Source organism: Novosphingobium sp. (assembly GCF_037133355.1).
Taxonomy (GTDB): domain Bacteria; phylum Pseudomonadota; class Alphaproteobacteria; order Sphingomonadales; family Sphingomonadaceae; genus Novosphingobium.
The window spans coordinates 38,872-55,646 of the sequence record NZ_JBAXOI010000019.1; the positions used below are offsets into that span (position 1 = coordinate 38,872).

Here is a 16,775-nt window from a genome sequence, read left to right on the forward strand (position 1 = left end):
CAACAATGCGCCGCAAAACCATGTAAAAATTCTACTTTTCGGGCTCATGATGGTGACCGCTCCTGCGGCTTGATCGGCGCCTCGGTGATGACGAGGACGCGGCCTTGCTGCTCGACCGCCGCGGGCACCGCGCGAATGCCGAAGTGCTTCACGAGCTTGCCACCCTGATCGAAGTAGAAGCGACGCTGGCGGGCCTTCATGAGTTCGAGCGGGGCGCCGCGAACCAGGATGAGTTTGGCGCGCGTGGTCCCGTAGCGCTGTGCTGCCCAGGCGAGTTGGGCCGGGTCATCGCCGTCGAGAAAGACGAGGGGTGCGCGCAGCGGGACAGTGTCGAGTGGATTGACCCGTGTGCCCGCCGCCATGATGACCCGGCCTTTGTCGTCGGCAATGTCGCGTTCGACCGTGATCGTTGGATCGAAGCGCCAGATGCGTGCTTCGGAAGCGGCTAAGATGCCGGCGACGGGCTCGGGCCGATTGACGCGCGCGATCGTGCGACGCTTGAGCTCCTCGTTGAGCCGCGCGGTCTCACCGCTCGCTTCGAGGTACTGGAGGCGGGCATGGATTTGGTGGAGCAGGTCCGGCTCGACCACCGGCCAGACCGTGCCCTGCTGGCCGTAATCGCGCGCCGATGCCTGGGTGGCGATCAAGAGCGCCAGCGCGGTCGCGCAGATGGGGAGGGTGCGCATCCTCACAGGATCGGCCTCCCCACACCGAGGATGCGCTGGCGGCAGATCCAACCAATGGCGGCATAGCGGCTGTCGAAGCCGTCCTTGTGCCCGGTTGTCACGAAGTAGCAGCCCTTGGGCACGGCGCCGGTGGGGCCGAGCGCCAGCGCTTCGTCGAGGCGGCTCTTGGGCTTTGCCTTGGCGACGAGCTTGCCATTGACGAAGAAGGAGCGGCTCCGCTCGGTCACGATGTCGCCGGGCACGCCGCTGACGCGCTTGCCAAACGGCTTCGGCTCCTTGCCGAAATGCTTCTCGAGCAAGGGCGAGGCCGGCGGATCGAACAAGATGATATCGCCGCGCTGCGGCGTGGCACCGCGTGTCAGCCAGATGGCCCAGTAGGGCAGGCTCGGGCTGGCGTTGATCATCAGCGCATGGCTCTCGCCAAAGGTAGCGAGCGAGGACAGCGCCAGCGCTCCGGCACCAAGTCCCCCCCACAGCGCCGGGCGCCGCCATGCGTGGGATCGCCAGAGGAAGTCAGTGTTGCGCATCGGAAAGCGCTCCCATCTGGTGCGCGACATCGGCGCGCACTGCAGCGGTGAAGTCCGGCGTGCTGCCCGCCACCACAGCTTCTGCGACAAGGACCGTGCGGCCATCGCGGGAGAGGCGCTGGACAGAGGCTTGGACGGCCTGGAGGTAGGCCTGTACCCGCTGCTTGGTTTCTTCAGGCGGACGACCGGCCCTGGCTTCTGCCTCGATGAACTCGCCCATGATCCGGCTCAGTTGCACTGTCACGACTTCGCGCTTCTGGAGATCGAGCAGCTTGTGCGTCGCCCAGACCCCCCAGAGCGTGGAAGCCAGCATGCTGGCACCGAGCGCAATGGCGGTGAGATTGAGACCGGCGAACCGCTTGGACATGGCCAATGTTGCCAAAATGTTCTTCACAGTTTTTCACCCTGGAGTCTTGTCGCCACCTCATTGAGGAAGCGCGGCAGGCGCCAGACGGCGAGCAGGGTTGCGAGACCCACGGCGGCAAACTTGAGCTCTTCGACAAACCCAGCCTTCCGGACGGGATCGGCGGAAAGGAATCGCCCAGCGAGATTCTCGATCTGCGCGAACAAGAGATCCACGCTGCCCCCCGAAATCAGCAGGAAGAACAGCAGCGGCAGCCCGAGCGTCATGAGATAGGTCGAGCCAAGGAAGCCGCCCGCTTTGACAAGAATATAGCAGGTGTCAGCGGCGTGCTGGCGCCAGCTCTTGGCTGACGGCGTTTCGAAACCCTCGTCCGGTCGGGTATCCAACGGTCGGTCAAAGGGGCTGATGAGATGAAGAGGCATGAGAAAGGTGTCCTTGGTTGATGGGTTTCAGGTGCGATCGGCGAAGGCGATCCGCTCGATCGCGTCGGCAAGCTGATGGCCGCGAGCAATCTCTGCATCGATCGCGGCAAAGGTCTGGGGTGAGCTTGAAAACAGCGTCGCCGAGTATTCATCGAGCACGAGCCGCCCGATGGCCTCGGTCTCCGGGCCCTTGATGAAAACCTCTGAATAGTCGTTGCCCGAGCGCTTCAGGCTGCGGATCAGGGTCTCGGTACGGTCGTCCATGTCGAGGCGCTTGGACGCCTTGAAATCGGCGATCGTCTCGGGCTTCTGCTGGAGGATCAGCATCCAGTCGCTGTTCTCGAGCGCGGCTGTCGCGCCATCCGACTTGTAGTAGTCGTTGAGCGACTGCGTGGCGGTCGCGAGCGCACCGCCATATTTGCGGCAGGTGCGCGCGTAGGTCTCGACGAACTCTCCCATCGAGCCGCCCTTCAGCATCGCCCAGGCCTCATCGATCAGCAGCAGCTTGCGCACCGAGCGCGGGCTCCGGGTCATCGCCTGGCCGGTCATGAACATGATGGCCGACAGCACGACAGCGCGCAGTTCCTCGCGGCTCGCAAGGTCCGACATCTCGAAGACCGTGAAGTCCGCATCGAGATCGAGACTCGCCTGGCCTTCGAAGAAGGCACCGTAAGTGCCCCCAGCCATGTATGGCGCGAGAGCCGTTGCGAGATCGCCGGCGGCCTCGTTCCCGAGCGCTGCCAGGGCATCCCCCACAGCGGTGATGCTCGCCTCGGCGCCGTCCTCATTCCAGACGGTGTTGACCGCCCGGTCGATGAGGCCGCGCTCGGTATCGGTGAGCTTCGCGCTATGGCGGGCCATCTGGCCCACGATCGCCTTGATCATGCCGAAGCTGTCGAGACGATAGTCCTCGTCCTCTTGCGCCCGCAGTGCATCGATCATCGAGAATGGATTGAGGCAGAAGCCTGCCTTCATCGTGAACTCGACAAACCGGCCGCCTTGAAGCTTGACCGAATGCTCGAAGCTGCGGCCATCGTCGATGACCACGACCTGGGCTCCGGCTCCGCGCAGCGCAGCGCACATTTCCTGTAGCAGCACCGACTTGCCTGAACCCGACTTGCCGCAGATCGCGACGTTGTGGTTGCCGGCCTCGTTTTCGAATGGCGACCAGAAGAAGGGCTGGCCGCGGCGGCCGACGAACAGCAGGTGCGGGTGGGTGCCGCCCAGATATTCGCCTTGCATCGGGGCAATGTTGGCAGCCGTCGTCGACAGCACGGTCTTGAAGCGTTTGAGACGCTCCATGTCGGCGCCCAAGCCATCGGCCAAAGTCAGCGGCATGGCGGCCAGCAGCCCTTGAACTTGAAGATAGCGCTCGTCGGCAAGGTCCCAGCCTGCCGCCTTGTAGATCGACTTGATCGCCCGTTCGTGACGGTCGCCAGCCCCCAGCGGCGAGAAGGTCGTGAGACCGTAGAAGACCCGGACAAGCCGGCGGCCTTCCTGGAGTTCGGACTGAACGTGCTGCCACTCGGCGGCCTGCTCGCCGATCCTCGGCAGGAAACGAGCGCTGCGCGTTCCCGCCAGGCTGGTCGTGCGCATGAACTTGAAGCCGGCCTTCGCCGCAGCGGCTTCCTGGTCGGGATAGACGAGGCAGAGCATGGTCGCGGCGGGACACGGAAAGCGCAGCTTGTCGGTAAAGAGATCGCCGATCAGCCGCGCGCATTCCCACGGTGCCCAGCGCTGCGGCATATTGCGGACAGAAAAATGCCGCACATCGAAGGCGTCAGGGTAAACAGTGCCAATCTCGGGAACGCCGTCGTTGACCTTGCCCGTGGCGCGGAAACGCTCGGTCCGCAGGTGCATCCGGTCTTCGTGCACGATGAGTTCGATGTCGTGGCGGATGGTCTGCGCGGCAATCGGATCACCCGGATTGTAGGGCACGACATCGTCCTGGGGCGCTGTGGTTGGTGAGGTCAGGTCATCGATCACGCCGATGAGTTCCTGCGGACCGACTTCGGCAACGCCGAGGTTCAGCGATTTCAGCATGGCGATCAGGCCGTCCCGGGTCTGCTTCAGCTCCTCGTTGCTGATGGCCTTCGACGCGGGAACGCCAACCGATACGATCACCTGATGGTGACGGGCATGGAAGGGGGCGTCCGCGCAGCCCGACTGCCACACGAGCTCGTAAAGCCGCTTGGCCCGGTGCCGGGCGATCGCCTCATAGACGCCGCCCTGAACGTAGCGCGGTGCAAACCAGGGGGCGACGATCCGGCTGATGCGAGGGCTGGCGAGGTGCAGAACCTGAAGGCAGGCGCCCGCCGGCAATCCTTCCGAAAAGAACTGTCCCAGGATCTCTCCGGTCCGTTCGTCCGCTCCGATCAGCGGCGTCACCGACAGGATGAAGCCCTTGGAGCGCGCGTTGAAATAGAGCCGGCTTTGCGGGTCGTAGACACGGTAGGGCAGCCAGTCCGACAGCATGTCCAGCATGAGATGCGGTCGCTCCTTCTCGGCATGTTCAGCATCGCCAACCAGGCCGGAAAGCACGCGGCCGATGATCGATTTCAGTTTCTTGGCCATCAGTTTTGATCCTTGTTCAGTGCGGCGGGGTCGGCAGCAGTGCCGGCGGCGCGCTTGGCGATCGCCGCCTGGATGGCCTCGATGCTCGGGAACTTTGGGGATGCCTCCCGCCCAAATGGCCGAGGGGTCCGATCATGCGGCGGAGCGGACATGTCGAACCCCTCGGCCGCCGGTGCCTTGGCACCGGCTACGGCCTCGCGCGCCGTGGAGGGGAGGGCCAGCGGCGAGGCATCCGGAGAACTTGGGGGAGAATCTGGATATGGCGAGGCAGCCAGCGCCAAAGGCGGGGCCTGGGGTGAGGGATCGGTTCCTTCGAGCGCCGCCACATCGTCCTGCGACGCTTCCGCCTCAGGCGTGATCTCTTTGTGCGCCTTTTCAGGGTTCTGTTGGGCTGATTTGAGCTGTCGCCTTAACTGGCGCATCAGCGGCGGGGCGGCTTCCTCCCCGGGCTTGCGCCGCAATTCAGCGGCCCAACGCGGGTTTTCGATCACGGTCCAGGCGACGGCCTCATCGTGAAGCGTGCCTGCTTCATCGACATGGGCCGGAAACACGATTCTCAGCGTGCGCTCGGCCGTGCGGGCGGTGTCATCGCCGCCAACCCCGACGCGGACGCGCGCAAGGTCCTCCGGCGCGGCACCGTCCCCGACCACAGCGGTGGCACGCGCATCGATAACGTGGGAGGGCGCGCAATCGCCCTTGGGCGCGCGGCAGGTGAAGTTTCCTTCGACATTCGTGCCGAAGGTTGCGCAACCGCTCATAAAGACGGCGAGGCAGGCGCAGACGAGGAGGCGCACGGGTTTAACCATGGGGTTGATCCTTGGTGATCGAGGCCGTGGAAGCGCCGCTCAGGAATGTCCGCAGCGCAGCCGCAGGGCGGAAACCTTCGAGGACGGCGCCGTCGGAGGGGCGGACAATGACCGGGGTGCCGCCAAAGCCGTGAGCCTTGGCAAAGGCCTCATTGGCATCGAGCCCGCGGGTGTCGCACGGCTTGGGGTTGGCGAGCGCCAGCCCCGAATAGGCCATATGAAGTGCGACTTCCGGCCGCGGCGAACAGATCACCCGCTCGGCGTCCTTGCGGCTCTCCGCACCGAAGATCGAGATGGGCCGTTCCTCGACCCGCGCGCCGATCGCCTTCAGCTCGCCTTCGAGCTTCTTGCAGTAGCCGCAGTGGAAGTCGGAAAAGACGACCACTCGGGGGCCGTTGGCAGGTCCCCAGGTGACCGCGCCGCTCGCAGGCAGCCCTGCCAGCGAGACCTTTGCCGACACACTTGCGCGCTTCGGAGGAGGCGCTTCGTCGTCACCTGCGCGCCGGGCGGCACCTGCTGCCAGCAGATCGGGATTGAGCGCCAGCAGCCGCGCTGCCGTCAGATCCTGGCGCGCCTCCATGTCATACACCCGGCCGATCACGAGATATTTTGCCGCCCGGTCGACGTAAAAGAGTGTCGATTTCGAAGCGACCTCACACAGGCCCCCAAGGCCCTTGCAATTGATCGCATCGATCGGCGTCTTGGGCAGGCGCAGCTTAAGGGCTGCGCGTACTTTGCCGGTATCGGGGGCGCTTGCTGCCCCGGCGAAACTGGCCACGCCCCAGCCAGTGGCGGCAGACAGGGTGATAAGAGCGGCAATGCCAGCAGCGGGGCGGAGCCAGCGGCTAGACTTTGGATCAGGGCTTGCAATCATCGGGAATTCCTCACGTATACGCCGTCCAGAAAGACGATTTCGACATCGATGCCGGTCGGCATCTCGACGACGGGCTGATATTGTTCGGCGCGTTCGATCAGATATTTGCTGACCGTATCGGCCGCATCGGCCGCGCCTTGGCCAAGTCCGCCACCGACAATGTCCCCGGCGGAAAGTTTAGAGCGGCTGCCGCCCCCATTGGCGGTGACACCCGAAAAGACGCTGCTGGCGTTCGCCGAAAAGCCCCGGCCAAAGCCGCCAACAATTCCTGCGAGCAGTGCTTGGCTGACGAGGTTGCCCTCGCGGCTGACAACCCGGCCGCGCACGCCAGACTTGCCTGCAAAACTGATGAAGCCCTTGACCTCGGAGATCGCGACGCGGCCGCCGGGCTGATCGCAGGTCATCCGGGCCAGCTTCACGTAGACCTTCTCCGAAGAGAGATCGCCGCGTGCCGCGCCGTTGACCACGCAGCCCTGGATCCGGGTCGTCAGCACTTTGCCGTTCTGCAGCACCGAGCGCGCAGGCCCGGTAATTCTGAGCACTACCGGAAGCGGATCGGTTTGGCTGGCAACGCCAGCTGATGCATCGACGCCGACGATGACGCGTGCCGTCGCATAGGAATTGGGCGGCAAAAAGTCGGGGGAGTCCTCGATCACGACCTGAGGGGCATCGGGCCTTGCCGACTTCAAGCCGCCGAGAGCTGCCTTGTCCGAGGTGAAGCTCATCAGCTTCACCTCGCTTGGCGCAGGGGCCATCGCGTCGCCGCCCGCTGCGGCATCGGCGCCAGTTGGAGGTGTAAGTGCGGCGCGGCCACGTGCGTCGTAGCCACCTGCCTGAGGGCCATAGGCCGGTGCGAGCGCGGTTGGCGCAGGGGCGGGAGGCGGCGTGGCAAGCCGGGACTTGAGATCTGCATTTTCTGCCGAGATCGCATCGATCGCCGCCTGGCCATCGACCCGCATGGCCTGGTTCTCTGCCTTGAGCGCGGCAAGCTGCGCCTCGACTTCGGTGCGCGGGGCTGCTGCGTCCTTCAGAGCCTTCTGGTCGCGCGTCACGGCGTCGAGACGGTTCCCATAAGTGGCGACAAACTCGCGCTGAGAGAGATCGCGGTTGACCAGGCCCGCTGTGTCGATGGTCTGGGCTGCGCCAGGATCACCCGACTTCGCCTTGTCGCCGCCAAGGATGAACCAGCTGCCGCCAACCAGCGCGATCGCGCCGATGGTGCCGAGGAGCAGCTTTTGCCGCCGGGCGGTGCGGGCGTTGAGCCCGGTCACTTCCGAAGGCGACGCGGGTTCGGCCTGCAGGGGTGCCAGCTGTTCTTGGGGGTCAGTCATGGCTGCTCTCCCCATTTGCGCCGACCACGAAAGCTGTCGTGGCGGTGCCGGGTTCGAGCATTGGATTTGCGATCGAAACGGCGAGGGTATCCTTGGGGGCGAGATCGCTTGTGGTGAGCGTCAGGCTCCTCGCGCCGCGATTGGTGACGCGGATGACTTTCCCGGCGAGGCTGGCGCCGCGGTAGTCGGCGACGAGCTGGATCTCGAGAGTGCCGACCCGCACCGGCAGGGCAGACGATTGCCGGACTTCGAAGCCTTCGATCGTCCGGTCATTGGCCATGGCCTGGATGAGGCGCACTGCGCTCGTCGGGAGCGGCGTTTCGCCTTCCCAGCGCGCGGCATCGCTTTTGGCGATCGCGGGGTTCGTAATGAAAATCTGCGCTGCGGGAATGCTCTCGATCTTGCAGGCGATCTTGTAGACAAATCCCTTCCTGGTGGTGGCAAAGAAGCTGATCGACCGCGCGGCATAGGTCTCTGGCACCGACACATAGATGTCACCGCGCAGCGGTTCGTTCGTGACCGCGAAATCGTTGTACGGCGTACCCGTCGAGATCTTCGAGACACTCGCGAACTGATCCTCGACGAGCGCGAAACGCGTGAGCTCATGGGCAGACACAGAGCAATCGATGCCCGCGCCATCTGCGGCCTGTTTGAACTGATCAGCCCATGCCGGCGCGGCAAAAAACGTCGCCAGCGGCGTAAAGGCGAGAACCAGGCCGTTTATCCTGTGGTATCGTCGAGCCATCAGTTGGCCTCCTTCGACTTGTCGGTTGGGGGGAGCGGGACGAAGCCCGAGAGCGCGAGGCGAAGGCCCCTGTAGGTCCAATTGAAACGGAAGCGGCGGTCGTCGCTTGCGACGACTTGTTCCCCCACGAAGGTCTTGAGCGTGCCGCTCACCTCGGACGTCAGTCCCTTCGGATCGACTGTCATTGACTGGAGGACGAAGGCCTGGCTGACATCCGAGCCGCTCTGTTCTTCAACAATGCGAACCAGATCGGCCTTGAGGCGCCCGTAGCTGCCAGGATCGGCGAGCTTTAGGATTTGGTTCATCCAGTAGTCCAGGCCCTCGGGGCTTCGGTTGAGCAGAACGAGCGCGGTGTCGCGGGTGACGAGTTCGAGATAGTCTGCCTCGACGCCGGCGCTGGTCACGGTCAGCTGTTTGGGCAGCGTCGGGAGCAGCACGACCTCGCGGTCGCGGGTTGCGGCAAGGCTTGTCGCGACAATGAGTGCGAGGCTTAGGCCAGTGCTGGTCAGCGCAAGGATGTTGCGTTGACGCAGAAGAGACTGCTGCCGCTCGTGCGAAATATCAGAAAACATGGGTCTCTTCCCTCAACCGGCAAGCAAGCGGCAGTGGGAAGGCGGCGTCGACTTGAGGCCCAGAAATCCGGCCGGCAGATACCAATATGCGGCATGGGCTACCCAGGCGCTGGTGCGTCCTGCTTTTGCCTTTCGCAGTGCGAACCAGGCGCCGAAGGCGACAACGATGCCGATAAAGATATGCTGGCTGAGGATCCCCCAGGTGAAGGGGACAATCATTCCGGCAAACTCGTCGATGGTCCAGAAGCCGATAAGCTCCGGGTCGTCGAGCCGGCGAGGGATGATGTAAGGGTCTGCCATGACGGCGCTGCCTTCCCGTGCCCGGTCGTCAGATGATCGCGGTAACGACCGAGGTGACGATCGGGACACCCGTGCCGACGCCGATGCCGACGCCGACCGGAACGGCGACCTGACCGAGGGAGAAGCGTCCGGATGCGAGGCCGATCAGACCGCTCGCCAGGCTGAGCACGGTGATGATCTTGCCGCCCGATCCCTGCAGGAAGTTGGTGAACTTGGTAAGGGCAGGGGTGAAGGTCGCGTCCGTGCCAGCATAAGCCGCACTTGCCGCGAGCGCCGCAATTGCAACAGGAATGGCAATGCTGAGGGTCTTGCCGATGCGATTGGCGCCAAGGCGCCGGGGAGGGGTAAGGGACTGCATATGAAGCTCCATCTGGAGGGGTGAACACAGCCGCCTTGCGGTTGCTGTGCAGTCCACATGCATCTAGGAAAACGTTGTAGGAAAGAGTGAAGTGAGGAACCACGAGCAAGCCGGATGAATGCGGACAGCTCAAAGTGCCCGTGTCGGCGAGGTTGGCGCATAGCAGCGGAGAACAGGCGTTTATTTGACGGAATTCCCCAGCTGACTGGTCGAAGATTGCCGGCGAATCGAACTATGGGAGTGATTCGCCGATAACCGAGAAATTCGTGTTTTGTTCTTTTTGTTTTCCTACAGAACATTTCTCGGGATATGCCTGCGACTCACCAATCAAGGAGAGTTCGCATGCATCAAGTTTCACCCATGTTCGGCAAGGCAAACGACAGTCTTGCGCGTGTCCTGACGCACGCGGTCGAGGGCATAGACAAGCCGCGGCACCAGGTCGCGCGCGAAGCCGGAATGCACCGGGAGACATTGCTTCGGATCATGCGCGGCGAACGCCCTATCGGGCTCGATGAAGCCGCGCGCATATTCGAAGTCTGCGGCGCCTATTCCCGAGCCAGCATGATCCTGGCGTTGGCGGGACAGGAGGAGCTGGCTTGCGAGTGGATGCGCAGCGAGATGGGTGAGTTCCTCGAAGAATTCTTCAGCAGTTTGCCGGTTCACCTCCAGCGCACGCTGGGACGCAGGATCGAGGACCTCAGGCCGCGCTGGGCGAACGGCACTTCGCAGCTTGTTGCGCGCATGCTGGCGAAGCACATCGACGATATTGCCAACCGGGACATCTCTATGGCTTTGCCCCGGTAATGTCTGAGCCTCGGAGGGGTCCCAGTTTCAGAAGAGATGACCAATGACTGCCATTGACCAGATACATAGTCCCGCTGACCCCTCGCAACCGGCGCTCCCTCCGCCAGCCCGGCTTCTGCGCCTGCCCGAAGTAATGGCGCGTGTCGGACTGAAGCGCTCGGCCATCTATCAGCGCATGAGCGAAGGCAGGTTTCCCAAATCAAGATCGCTTGGGCCGAAGTGTGCGGTATGGATCGAGGCCGAGATTGACGACTGGGTTCGATCTATCGCTCGAAGTGCGAGCTGCTTAGGACAATAAAAAAAGCCGGTAAGAATTGCGCGAGCTAATCTGCATTAATTTATCGAGTACGGCCCGACCAATTTGGAAAGGAGGTTGTGGTAATAGAACCTTCATTGACGCATTGAAGGAGTGGGGCTGTGCAATTAGGTTGCTGACGCTTTAGCGGTCCAGAGCTTGTTCTGGAAAGCCGACCTTCCTGCGTGTCGCAGCTTCCCGCGCGCATCCTCGGCTATGGGCGGGTGACATCACATTTGTGCCAATTGTAGTCCGCCGGGACGATGTCGGTATCGCTATAAGCCCAGCACCAACCCCGACTCTGAAGTACCGTCTCCATCCTATCTCGACCGGAGCATATCTCGTCCTCTGGGGTATGCTGGCCGCCTCGGCACTCCTCGTTCAGCGCTCCCCACTGATTCTTCAGATCGTCGTCCGTAGCCATCGGATTTAAAGTTGTGGATAGTGTCTCGGGCGTCGGCGGGACACCGGGCGTTGGAGCAGTGGTCGATAGCAGTGACGACGTGGAACCTGCGGGAGAAGCAGATGCTCCATTCATCAGGTCGCTGATCTCGATGCGAATTAGCTTCCAAGAGAACAGCCCGCGCCGTTCGAAGAGTAGGGATGGCCCGTCCTTAGCTTCCTCAGTATTGCGCATCCGCACCCGAAACCGATCGATGTTCACCCAGCTATAGAAGTACGTAATTCGATTGCTAGCGTCGGACTTACCCTCGTTAGGTTTCTGTCCGCGCGCCATTGCAGCAATGCCGTCAGGGGTGACGAATGAATCGACCATGCGGTCGATGATGGCAGGGGCCATCATCAGCCCGAGCCCGACGAACGGGTTGGACTTCATGCTGCTATCCTCGCTCATCTTCTTCACCATGGCGGCGTTAAGCTGGGACTTCAGGCTGTCGCGTACGGCCGGGAAGTCGACGGACGATTCAAGCGCGTCTGCATCGACCGACTTGGCGGCCTCTTGGAGATTCCGGGCGGCTAGGTATGGCGAGCCGAAGTAGGCAATGCCGAAGATGAAGAGCAGTCCACCTACGATCAGAATCACACGATTGCGCATTCATCCTCCTCTTATCCTAGTGGACGATAGTGCGGATACATAAGTCGCGCCAGCGGACGTCGAATGAGGTGCCTGACCCAATCCCAATGTGACAGCAATCGTCGCGTCCTGATAATCCGGCATAAAGCCTTGCTTTACTCACCGCGATTTCATCGAATCGGTCATCTGCCTCCACCAAGCATCCGCCAAAATCGGGCAGTCCGCCGGCAGCCCAGTTCACGCCATTCCCCCTAAGGAAAAAATCTATAGCGGAGGAGGGGTGTTGCCAGTTAAGCTGGTTTGGTATGATCGTAAGGATCGTCCCAAAGTAGGTTCATCTGCTAACTCCGTTCGTGACTTAATCAGAATAAGTTCAGTGCTAGATTTGTTTGAGGGGGCGTACAATGAAGCCATCTTATTTGAACTGCACGTTAGATCGGTTTCAGTGGTCGCGTGGCGTCTCGCGGTTGCGTTGGGTGCTGCACGGTCTATTGGCGTTGTTGTGTTCCTTCTTTGCGGCGAGCCCCGCGTGGGCCGACCACTTAGTTATCAAGCGCCACGTCACACTGCGCGAGACCCCATCGCGGGTCAGCCAAGTCGTAACCTATCGTAAGCGATGTTCTCAGGCCACGGCGATCCATGGCATGAGTTCGCCGACGCTGTTTGCCGGATGACCGTTGGCTAGTTTTTCGAGCGTCTGCGTCAGCCAGGTATGCGGGTTGATGCCGCTGAGCTTGCAGTTTTCGATGAGCGTGGCGATCACCGCCCAGCTGTCGCCGCCTTCGTCAGACCCAGCGAACAAGGCGTTTTTGCGGTTCAGGGCCAGCGGTCTGATGCTGCGTTCGACGGCGTTGCTGTCGAGATCGACACGGCCGTCATCGAGGAACCGTGAGAGCCCGGCCCAGCGCGTCAGCGCATAGCGTATGGCTTCGCCAAGCTTGGCCTTCGCGCTAACCTGGCGGTTTTTGGTCTCGAGATAGATCCGCAAGTCGTCGATAATGACGCGGCTGCGCTCTTGCCGGATTTGCTGGCGCTGTTCGGCAGAGGCCCCGCGCACCTCGTCCTCGATCTTGTAGAGTGCCGCAATCCGCTGCAGCACTTCGATGGCGACCGGAGAATTGTCGGCCAGCTCGTAAAACTTGCGCCTGACGTGTGCCCAGCAGAACGCGAGCACAATCTGCTGCCGGCGCTTGGCCAGTGCGGTGTAGCCGCCATAGCCATCGACCTGCAGGATACCGGCAAAATCGCCGAGATGGGCCTCGGCCCGTTCTCCCTTGCGGTCGGCAGAATAGACATAGGCGACCATTGGCGGGGTATCGCCGCCCCATGGGCGATCGTCGCGCGCATAGGCCCACAGCTGCCCGGTCTTGGTTCGGCCGCACCCGGGATCGAGCACCGGCGCGGTGGTCTCGTCGGCGAACAATCGCTCGGATCGTCGCAATCGTTCCAGGATGTGGTCGCGCAAGGGGCGCAGATACCATGCTGCTCTGCCAACCCAATCCGCCAGCGTTGAGCGATCCAGTTGAATACCTTGCCGCGCGTAGATCTGGGCTTGCCGGTATAATGGCAGGTGATCGGCGTACTTGGCGACAAGGACCTGCGCGATCAGCGCTTCGGTGGGAATGCCGCCCTCGACGATCCGCGCCGGCGCCAGGGCTTGCACCACTGCACTCTCACATCCACGACAGCCGTAGCGCGGCCGGCGGGTGATCAGGACGCGAAAGGTGATCGGCACTACGTCAAGACGTTCGGCAACGTCCTCACCGATCTGATGGAGCGCCCCGCCGCAGCAAGGGCAAGCCCGGATACCATCCACTTCCTCGATATCGACAACCTGCTCGATCCGCTCGAGATGCGCAGGCAGCGAACCGCGGTTGGCCTTGCGGGGTCGGTCGGACCTGGACTGGCCGGTTGCCGCGTCGCGTGCCGCACGAGCCTGGCCCAGCGCCGTCTCGACATCTTCAAGGCCAAGCTGCAACTGATCAGGGTCAAGTTGCTCGGAACGTGCACCGAACCGGTGGCGCATGAAGGCATCGACGATCGACTGCAGCCGCTCGATCTCCGCGTCTGCCTCGCCCTTGGCGGCCAGGACTTCGGCGAGCTTGCGGGACTGCTCAAGGGCGAACGCACGCAGCGCTTCAACGTCTTCGGGAAGGTCCGCTTCCATAAGCATGGATGCAGTGAATCAGCAGGCGAAAGCCCCGTCAACCGGCAATTTGCGGGGCGATGGGCTTGCGTCCACCATGCACTCGGCGCCAGTCCAGCCCTTCCAGAAGCGCACCCAGTTGCGCCGCCGTCAGCCGCATCACACCATCCTGAATGCCCGGCCACTTGAAGCCGCCCTGCTCAAGTTTCTTGGCCATCAGGCACAGGCCGGTACCGTCCCACCAGACCAGTTTGATCCGGTCTGCGCGCTTGGCTCGGAACACGTAGATCACGCCGGAAAAGGGATCCCCACCATACTCGGCACCAACCAGCGCGGCCAAAGCGTCGGGTCCTTTGCGAAAATCAACCGGGCGCGTCGCGACCATCACGCGCGCGCCGGCGCCAAGTCCGATCATCGTGTTGCCTTGAGCGCTTCGATGACGGCCGCAATCACACTGGCATCGGCGCCGTGCGCGATCTTCACCGCGACACCATCAATCTCCAGTTCGACAGCAGCCGCTGTGTTGCGCCGCCTGCGACGGGCGCGACGCGCAGGTGATGGTTCTGGTCGCGTGGCCGGCTCGACCACTGCTGGCACGAACATCGTGCTGACCGGCTCTGCCAAGGGAGGCGCCAATCCAAGGTCGTCCAGTTGTTTGCTCAAATCCTTCCGCCAGGCATAGACCTGCGAAGGATCGAGGCCGTGTCGCCGCGCGACAGCGCCGACACGCTCGCCGCCAGCATAGCATTCAGCGACAATCGAGGCCTTGACCTCCGGCGGCCAATCCCGGCGCTTGCCTTTGCCCGTGAATATCTCGAACCTCTGCGCCCCCTTGCTCACAGGATCATCACACGGGATTATCATAGGAGTAGCGCCCTCGGCCCAAATCAGGCCGCGCAAACTCCACGCTGGGCATCACCCACGCAAGGTGGGGGCCGGACAGCGCTTACAACCTATCCGCCGCCCGGCACCGTTTTGCGCTTGCTCGACAAGGGAGCCAGGCAAAGTGGCTACTACCGCGTTGCGCTCAAAGATGGCCGCATTGGATGGGTATACTTTACATTCGTCGAGCGGCGAGCTGGCGATCCGCCCGACTGGTCAACGGAAAACTTAGTCGCTGCTGGCACTGCCGCTGGAGCGATGGCGGTCCACTATATCAATGTTGATCAAGGCGCTGCGGCGCTTGTCGAATTCCCGTGCGCGGCCATTCTGATCGATGCCGGCGGACGGGGCGCCGCTGCAGGCGATCACTTGCTAAACTATCTCGACAAATTCTTTGCGCGGCGGCCAGACCTTCAAAAGCGCCTTGAAGCGGTGTTTGTCACGCACACGCATGTTGACCACAATAGCAATTTGCGCCGTATCGCGGAGCGTTTTTCGATAGGCGGTTACATTCACAACGGCATACTTACCGGATCGGGACGCGTCGCCGCGAAGTGGATGGACGCGCGCGTGCACCAGATGCCGCCTATTCGAACGCTCGCGGTCACGGACGCGATGGTCGATGCTTCGACACGCGGACTTTCAAATGAGGTGATCGATCCAGTGTCTTGTCCCGATGTAGATCCCAGCATTCGCGTGCTGTCTGCGAGCTATGCTCAGAACCCAGGCTGGCCCGACGGTGAATTCGAAAACGGCAATAATCAAAGTCTAGTCATTCGCATCGACTATGGTCAGGCGTCATTCCTTTTCACTGGCGATATGGAAGAGACTGCGCTTGAGACACTCGTCGAAAAATATGCCGGGACTCACGCGCTCGATGTGGATTTTTACGAGGTTGGGCATCATGGCTCGCATAATGGAACAACCGCTGAGCTAGTGAATGAGATGACTCCAAAAGCTGCGGTCATCTCGATGGGGCCTGCTACGACGGAAGAGCCATGGACAGCCTGGGCCTACGGTCATCCCCGAAGCGACGTCGTCACGCTGCTCGCGCACTCGGTCACGGATCGCCGGGTCAAACCGGCACAAGTTAAGGTTGCTGATCGGGTCAAGAAAATTTGCTGAGATAGAGATCACCAGCGCGGTTTACGGTAAGCGCCGTCGCGGCCCCACCTTGCGGGTGTGAAGCGCAGGGCCGAGTCTCCGCGCCCTGATTGGGCCGAGGACGTTGGTGCTATGACGATGTCATATGATGATGCTGGGACCAGTGGTGTCCAGCGCTTTGAAGTTTTTACCGGGATCGGTCGTCGTCGGGATTGGCCGGAGGAAGTAAGGGCGTCGATTGTCGCCGAGAGCTTTTCCGGTCGAGAGACGGTTTCTGCGGTGGCGCGCCGGCACGCGCTCAGCCCCTCGCAACTGTTCACTTGGCGTCGGAAGCTGCGCAAGGAGATGGAAGAGCGCGGCGTGCCGCTGCGAGCGGCACCGGTGTTTGTCCCCGCCGTGGTCGAGGCGGCTCCTGCTGATGAACCCGTCCCGACAGCCCGCCGTCCGATCGAGCGCCGGCGATCGAAGGTGGGTGCAGTCGAGCTTGAGATCGATGGCGTGGCGGTGAAGATCAACGGCGGTGCCGATGCGGGCGTGATCGCGGCAGTGATTGAAGCGCTTAAGGCAACCCGATGATCGGACCAGGCGCCAACGCGCGTGTGATGGTGGCGACGCGCCCGGTAGACTTCCGCAAAGGACCGGACGCGTTAGCCGCACTGGTCGGCAAGGAGTATGGCGGCGATCCGTTTTCGGGCGTGATCTACGTGTTCCGGGCGAAGCGCGCGGACCGGGTCAAGCTCGTCTGGTGGGATGGCACGGGCCTTTGCCTGATGGCCAAGAAGCTGGAGTCCGGCGGCTTCAAGTGGCCCGGCATCCAGGACGGCGTCATGCGACTGACGGCCGCCCAACTCGGCGCACTTCTGGAGGGTCTGGACTGGCGTCGGGTGCATAGCGGGCGACGTCCAATCGCCCCGCAGATTGCCGGTTGACGGGGCTTTTGACTGCTGATTCA

Annotated in this window: 21 protein-coding genes; 5 read left to right on the forward strand and 16 right to left on the reverse strand. The window is 62.5% G+C overall.

Features of this window, described 5'->3' with window-relative positions:
• Positions 1–44 precede the first annotated feature (44 nt).
• From traW to WCL10_RS16925, 12 genes are read right to left on the reverse strand one after another with little or no spacing between them, the layout of a single operon-like run.
• Positions 45–686 carry a type-F conjugative transfer system protein TraW gene (gene traW, locus WCL10_RS16870; protein ID WP_336896874.1) on the reverse strand — a complete coding sequence of 214 codons (642 nt, stop codon included), beginning with the start codon at positions 684–686 and terminating at the stop codon, positions 45–47.
• Between the two features lie 2 nt (positions 687–688).
• Positions 689–1,213, reverse strand: coding sequence for a S26 family signal peptidase (locus WCL10_RS16875; protein WP_336896815.1), 525 nt, complete (start codon positions 1,211–1,213; stop codon positions 689–691).
• Positions 1,200–1,580 carry a type-F conjugative transfer system protein TrbI gene (locus WCL10_RS16880; RefSeq protein WP_336896816.1) on the reverse strand — a complete coding sequence of 127 codons (381 nt, stop codon included), beginning with the start codon at positions 1,578–1,580 and terminating at the stop codon, positions 1,200–1,202. The genes WCL10_RS16875 and WCL10_RS16880 overlap by 14 nt, the downstream gene beginning before the upstream one ends.
• Before the next feature lie 23 nt (positions 1,581–1,603).
• Positions 1,604–1,999, reverse strand: coding sequence for a hypothetical protein (locus WCL10_RS16885; RefSeq protein WP_336896817.1), 396 nt, complete (start codon positions 1,997–1,999; stop codon positions 1,604–1,606).
• A 27-nt stretch (positions 2,000–2,026) separates the two neighbouring features.
• The gene (gene traC, locus WCL10_RS16890; protein ID WP_336896818.1) at positions 2,027–4,573 is read right to left on the reverse strand and encodes a type IV secretion system protein TraC; all 2,547 of its coding nucleotides are present in this window, start codon (positions 4,571–4,573) and stop codon (positions 2,027–2,029) included.
• A complete protein-coding gene (locus WCL10_RS16895) occupies positions 4,573–5,379 on the reverse strand; it encodes a conjugal transfer protein TraV (RefSeq protein ID WP_336896819.1) in 807 nt (268 codons plus the stop codon). Before WCL10_RS16895 ends, traC begins: the two co-directional genes overlap by 1 nt.
• On the reverse strand, positions 5,372–6,253 hold the full coding sequence (locus WCL10_RS16900; RefSeq protein ID WP_336896820.1) for a DsbC family protein: 882 nt from the start codon (positions 6,251–6,253) through the stop codon (positions 5,372–5,374). The genes WCL10_RS16895 and WCL10_RS16900 overlap by 8 nt, the downstream gene beginning before the upstream one ends.
• Positions 6,250–7,584, reverse strand: a complete 1,335-nt coding sequence (locus WCL10_RS16905; RefSeq protein ID WP_336896821.1) for a TrbI/VirB10 family protein — start codon at positions 7,582–7,584, stop codon at positions 6,250–6,252. Before WCL10_RS16905 ends, WCL10_RS16900 begins: the two co-directional genes overlap by 4 nt.
• Positions 7,577–8,329: a type-F conjugative transfer system secretin TraK gene (locus tag WCL10_RS16910; protein ID WP_336896822.1), complete on the reverse strand. Its 753-nt coding sequence runs from the start codon at positions 8,327–8,329 to the stop codon at positions 7,577–7,579. Before WCL10_RS16910 ends, WCL10_RS16905 begins: the two co-directional genes overlap by 8 nt.
• Positions 8,329–8,901, reverse strand: coding sequence for a type IV conjugative transfer system protein TraE (locus WCL10_RS16915; protein WP_336895121.1), 573 nt, complete (start codon positions 8,899–8,901; stop codon positions 8,329–8,331). Before WCL10_RS16915 ends, WCL10_RS16910 begins: the two co-directional genes overlap by 1 nt.
• Before the next feature lie 12 nt (positions 8,902–8,913).
• Positions 8,914–9,201, reverse strand: a complete 288-nt coding sequence (gene traL / locus WCL10_RS16920) for a type IV conjugative transfer system protein TraL (RefSeq protein WP_292629025.1) — start codon at positions 9,199–9,201, stop codon at positions 8,914–8,916.
• A 28-nt stretch (positions 9,202–9,229) separates the two neighbouring features.
• Positions 9,230–9,559, reverse strand: a complete 330-nt coding sequence (locus WCL10_RS16925; protein ID WP_336896823.1) for a hypothetical protein — start codon at positions 9,557–9,559, stop codon at positions 9,230–9,232.
• 360 nt (positions 9,560–9,919) lie between these two features.
• On the opposite strand from WCL10_RS16925, the gene WCL10_RS16930 reads away from it, so the two are divergent.
• Positions 9,920–10,363 carry a helix-turn-helix transcriptional regulator gene (locus WCL10_RS16930; RefSeq protein WP_336896824.1) on the forward strand — a complete coding sequence of 148 codons (444 nt, stop codon included), beginning with the start codon at positions 9,920–9,922 and terminating at the stop codon, positions 10,361–10,363.
• A 43-nt stretch (positions 10,364–10,406) separates the two neighbouring features.
• A complete protein-coding gene (locus WCL10_RS16935; RefSeq protein ID WP_292629019.1) occupies positions 10,407–10,661 on the forward strand; it encodes an AlpA family transcriptional regulator in 255 nt (84 codons plus the stop codon).
• 211 nt (positions 10,662–10,872) lie between these two features.
• Here the strand turns inward: WCL10_RS16935 and WCL10_RS16940 are convergent, their stop codons facing one another.
• From WCL10_RS16940 to WCL10_RS16955, 4 genes are all read right to left on the reverse strand, one after another.
• A complete protein-coding gene (locus tag WCL10_RS16940; protein WP_336896825.1) occupies positions 10,873–11,712 on the reverse strand; it encodes a DUF2939 domain-containing protein in 840 nt (279 codons plus the stop codon).
• 601 nt (positions 11,713–12,313) lie between these two features.
• Entirely contained in the window at positions 12,314–13,864 is a 1,551-nt protein-coding gene (locus tag WCL10_RS16945) for an IS66 family transposase (protein WP_336896826.1), read from the reverse strand.
• Positions 13,865–13,895: 31 nt separating this feature from the next.
• Positions 13,896–14,252: an IS66 family insertion sequence element accessory protein TnpB gene (gene tnpB, locus WCL10_RS16950; protein WP_336896827.1), complete on the reverse strand. Its 357-nt coding sequence runs from the start codon at positions 14,250–14,252 to the stop codon at positions 13,896–13,898.
• Positions 14,249–14,677 carry a transposase gene (locus WCL10_RS16955; protein WP_336896828.1) on the reverse strand — a complete coding sequence of 143 codons (429 nt, stop codon included), beginning with the start codon at positions 14,675–14,677 and terminating at the stop codon, positions 14,249–14,251. The genes tnpB (WCL10_RS16950) and WCL10_RS16955 overlap by 4 nt, the downstream gene beginning before the upstream one ends.
• A 141-nt stretch (positions 14,678–14,818) precedes the next feature.
• Here WCL10_RS16955 and WCL10_RS16960 point away from each other — a divergent pair, with 141 nt between their 5' ends.
• From WCL10_RS16960 to tnpB (WCL10_RS16970), 3 genes are all read left to right on the forward strand, one after another.
• Positions 14,819–15,844, forward strand: coding sequence for an MBL fold metallo-hydrolase (locus tag WCL10_RS16960; RefSeq protein WP_336896829.1), 1,026 nt, complete (start codon positions 14,819–14,821; stop codon positions 15,842–15,844).
• Between the two features lie 111 nt (positions 15,845–15,955).
• Complete coding sequence (locus tag WCL10_RS16965) at positions 15,956–16,399, forward strand: transposase (RefSeq protein WP_336896830.1); 444 nt, start codon at positions 15,956–15,958, stop codon at positions 16,397–16,399.
• On the forward strand, positions 16,396–16,752 hold the full coding sequence (tnpB, locus tag WCL10_RS16970) for an IS66 family insertion sequence element accessory protein TnpB (protein ID WP_336896831.1): 357 nt from the start codon (positions 16,396–16,398) through the stop codon (positions 16,750–16,752). Before WCL10_RS16965 ends, tnpB (WCL10_RS16970) begins: the two co-directional genes overlap by 4 nt.
• Positions 16,753–16,775: the final 23 nt, after the last annotated feature.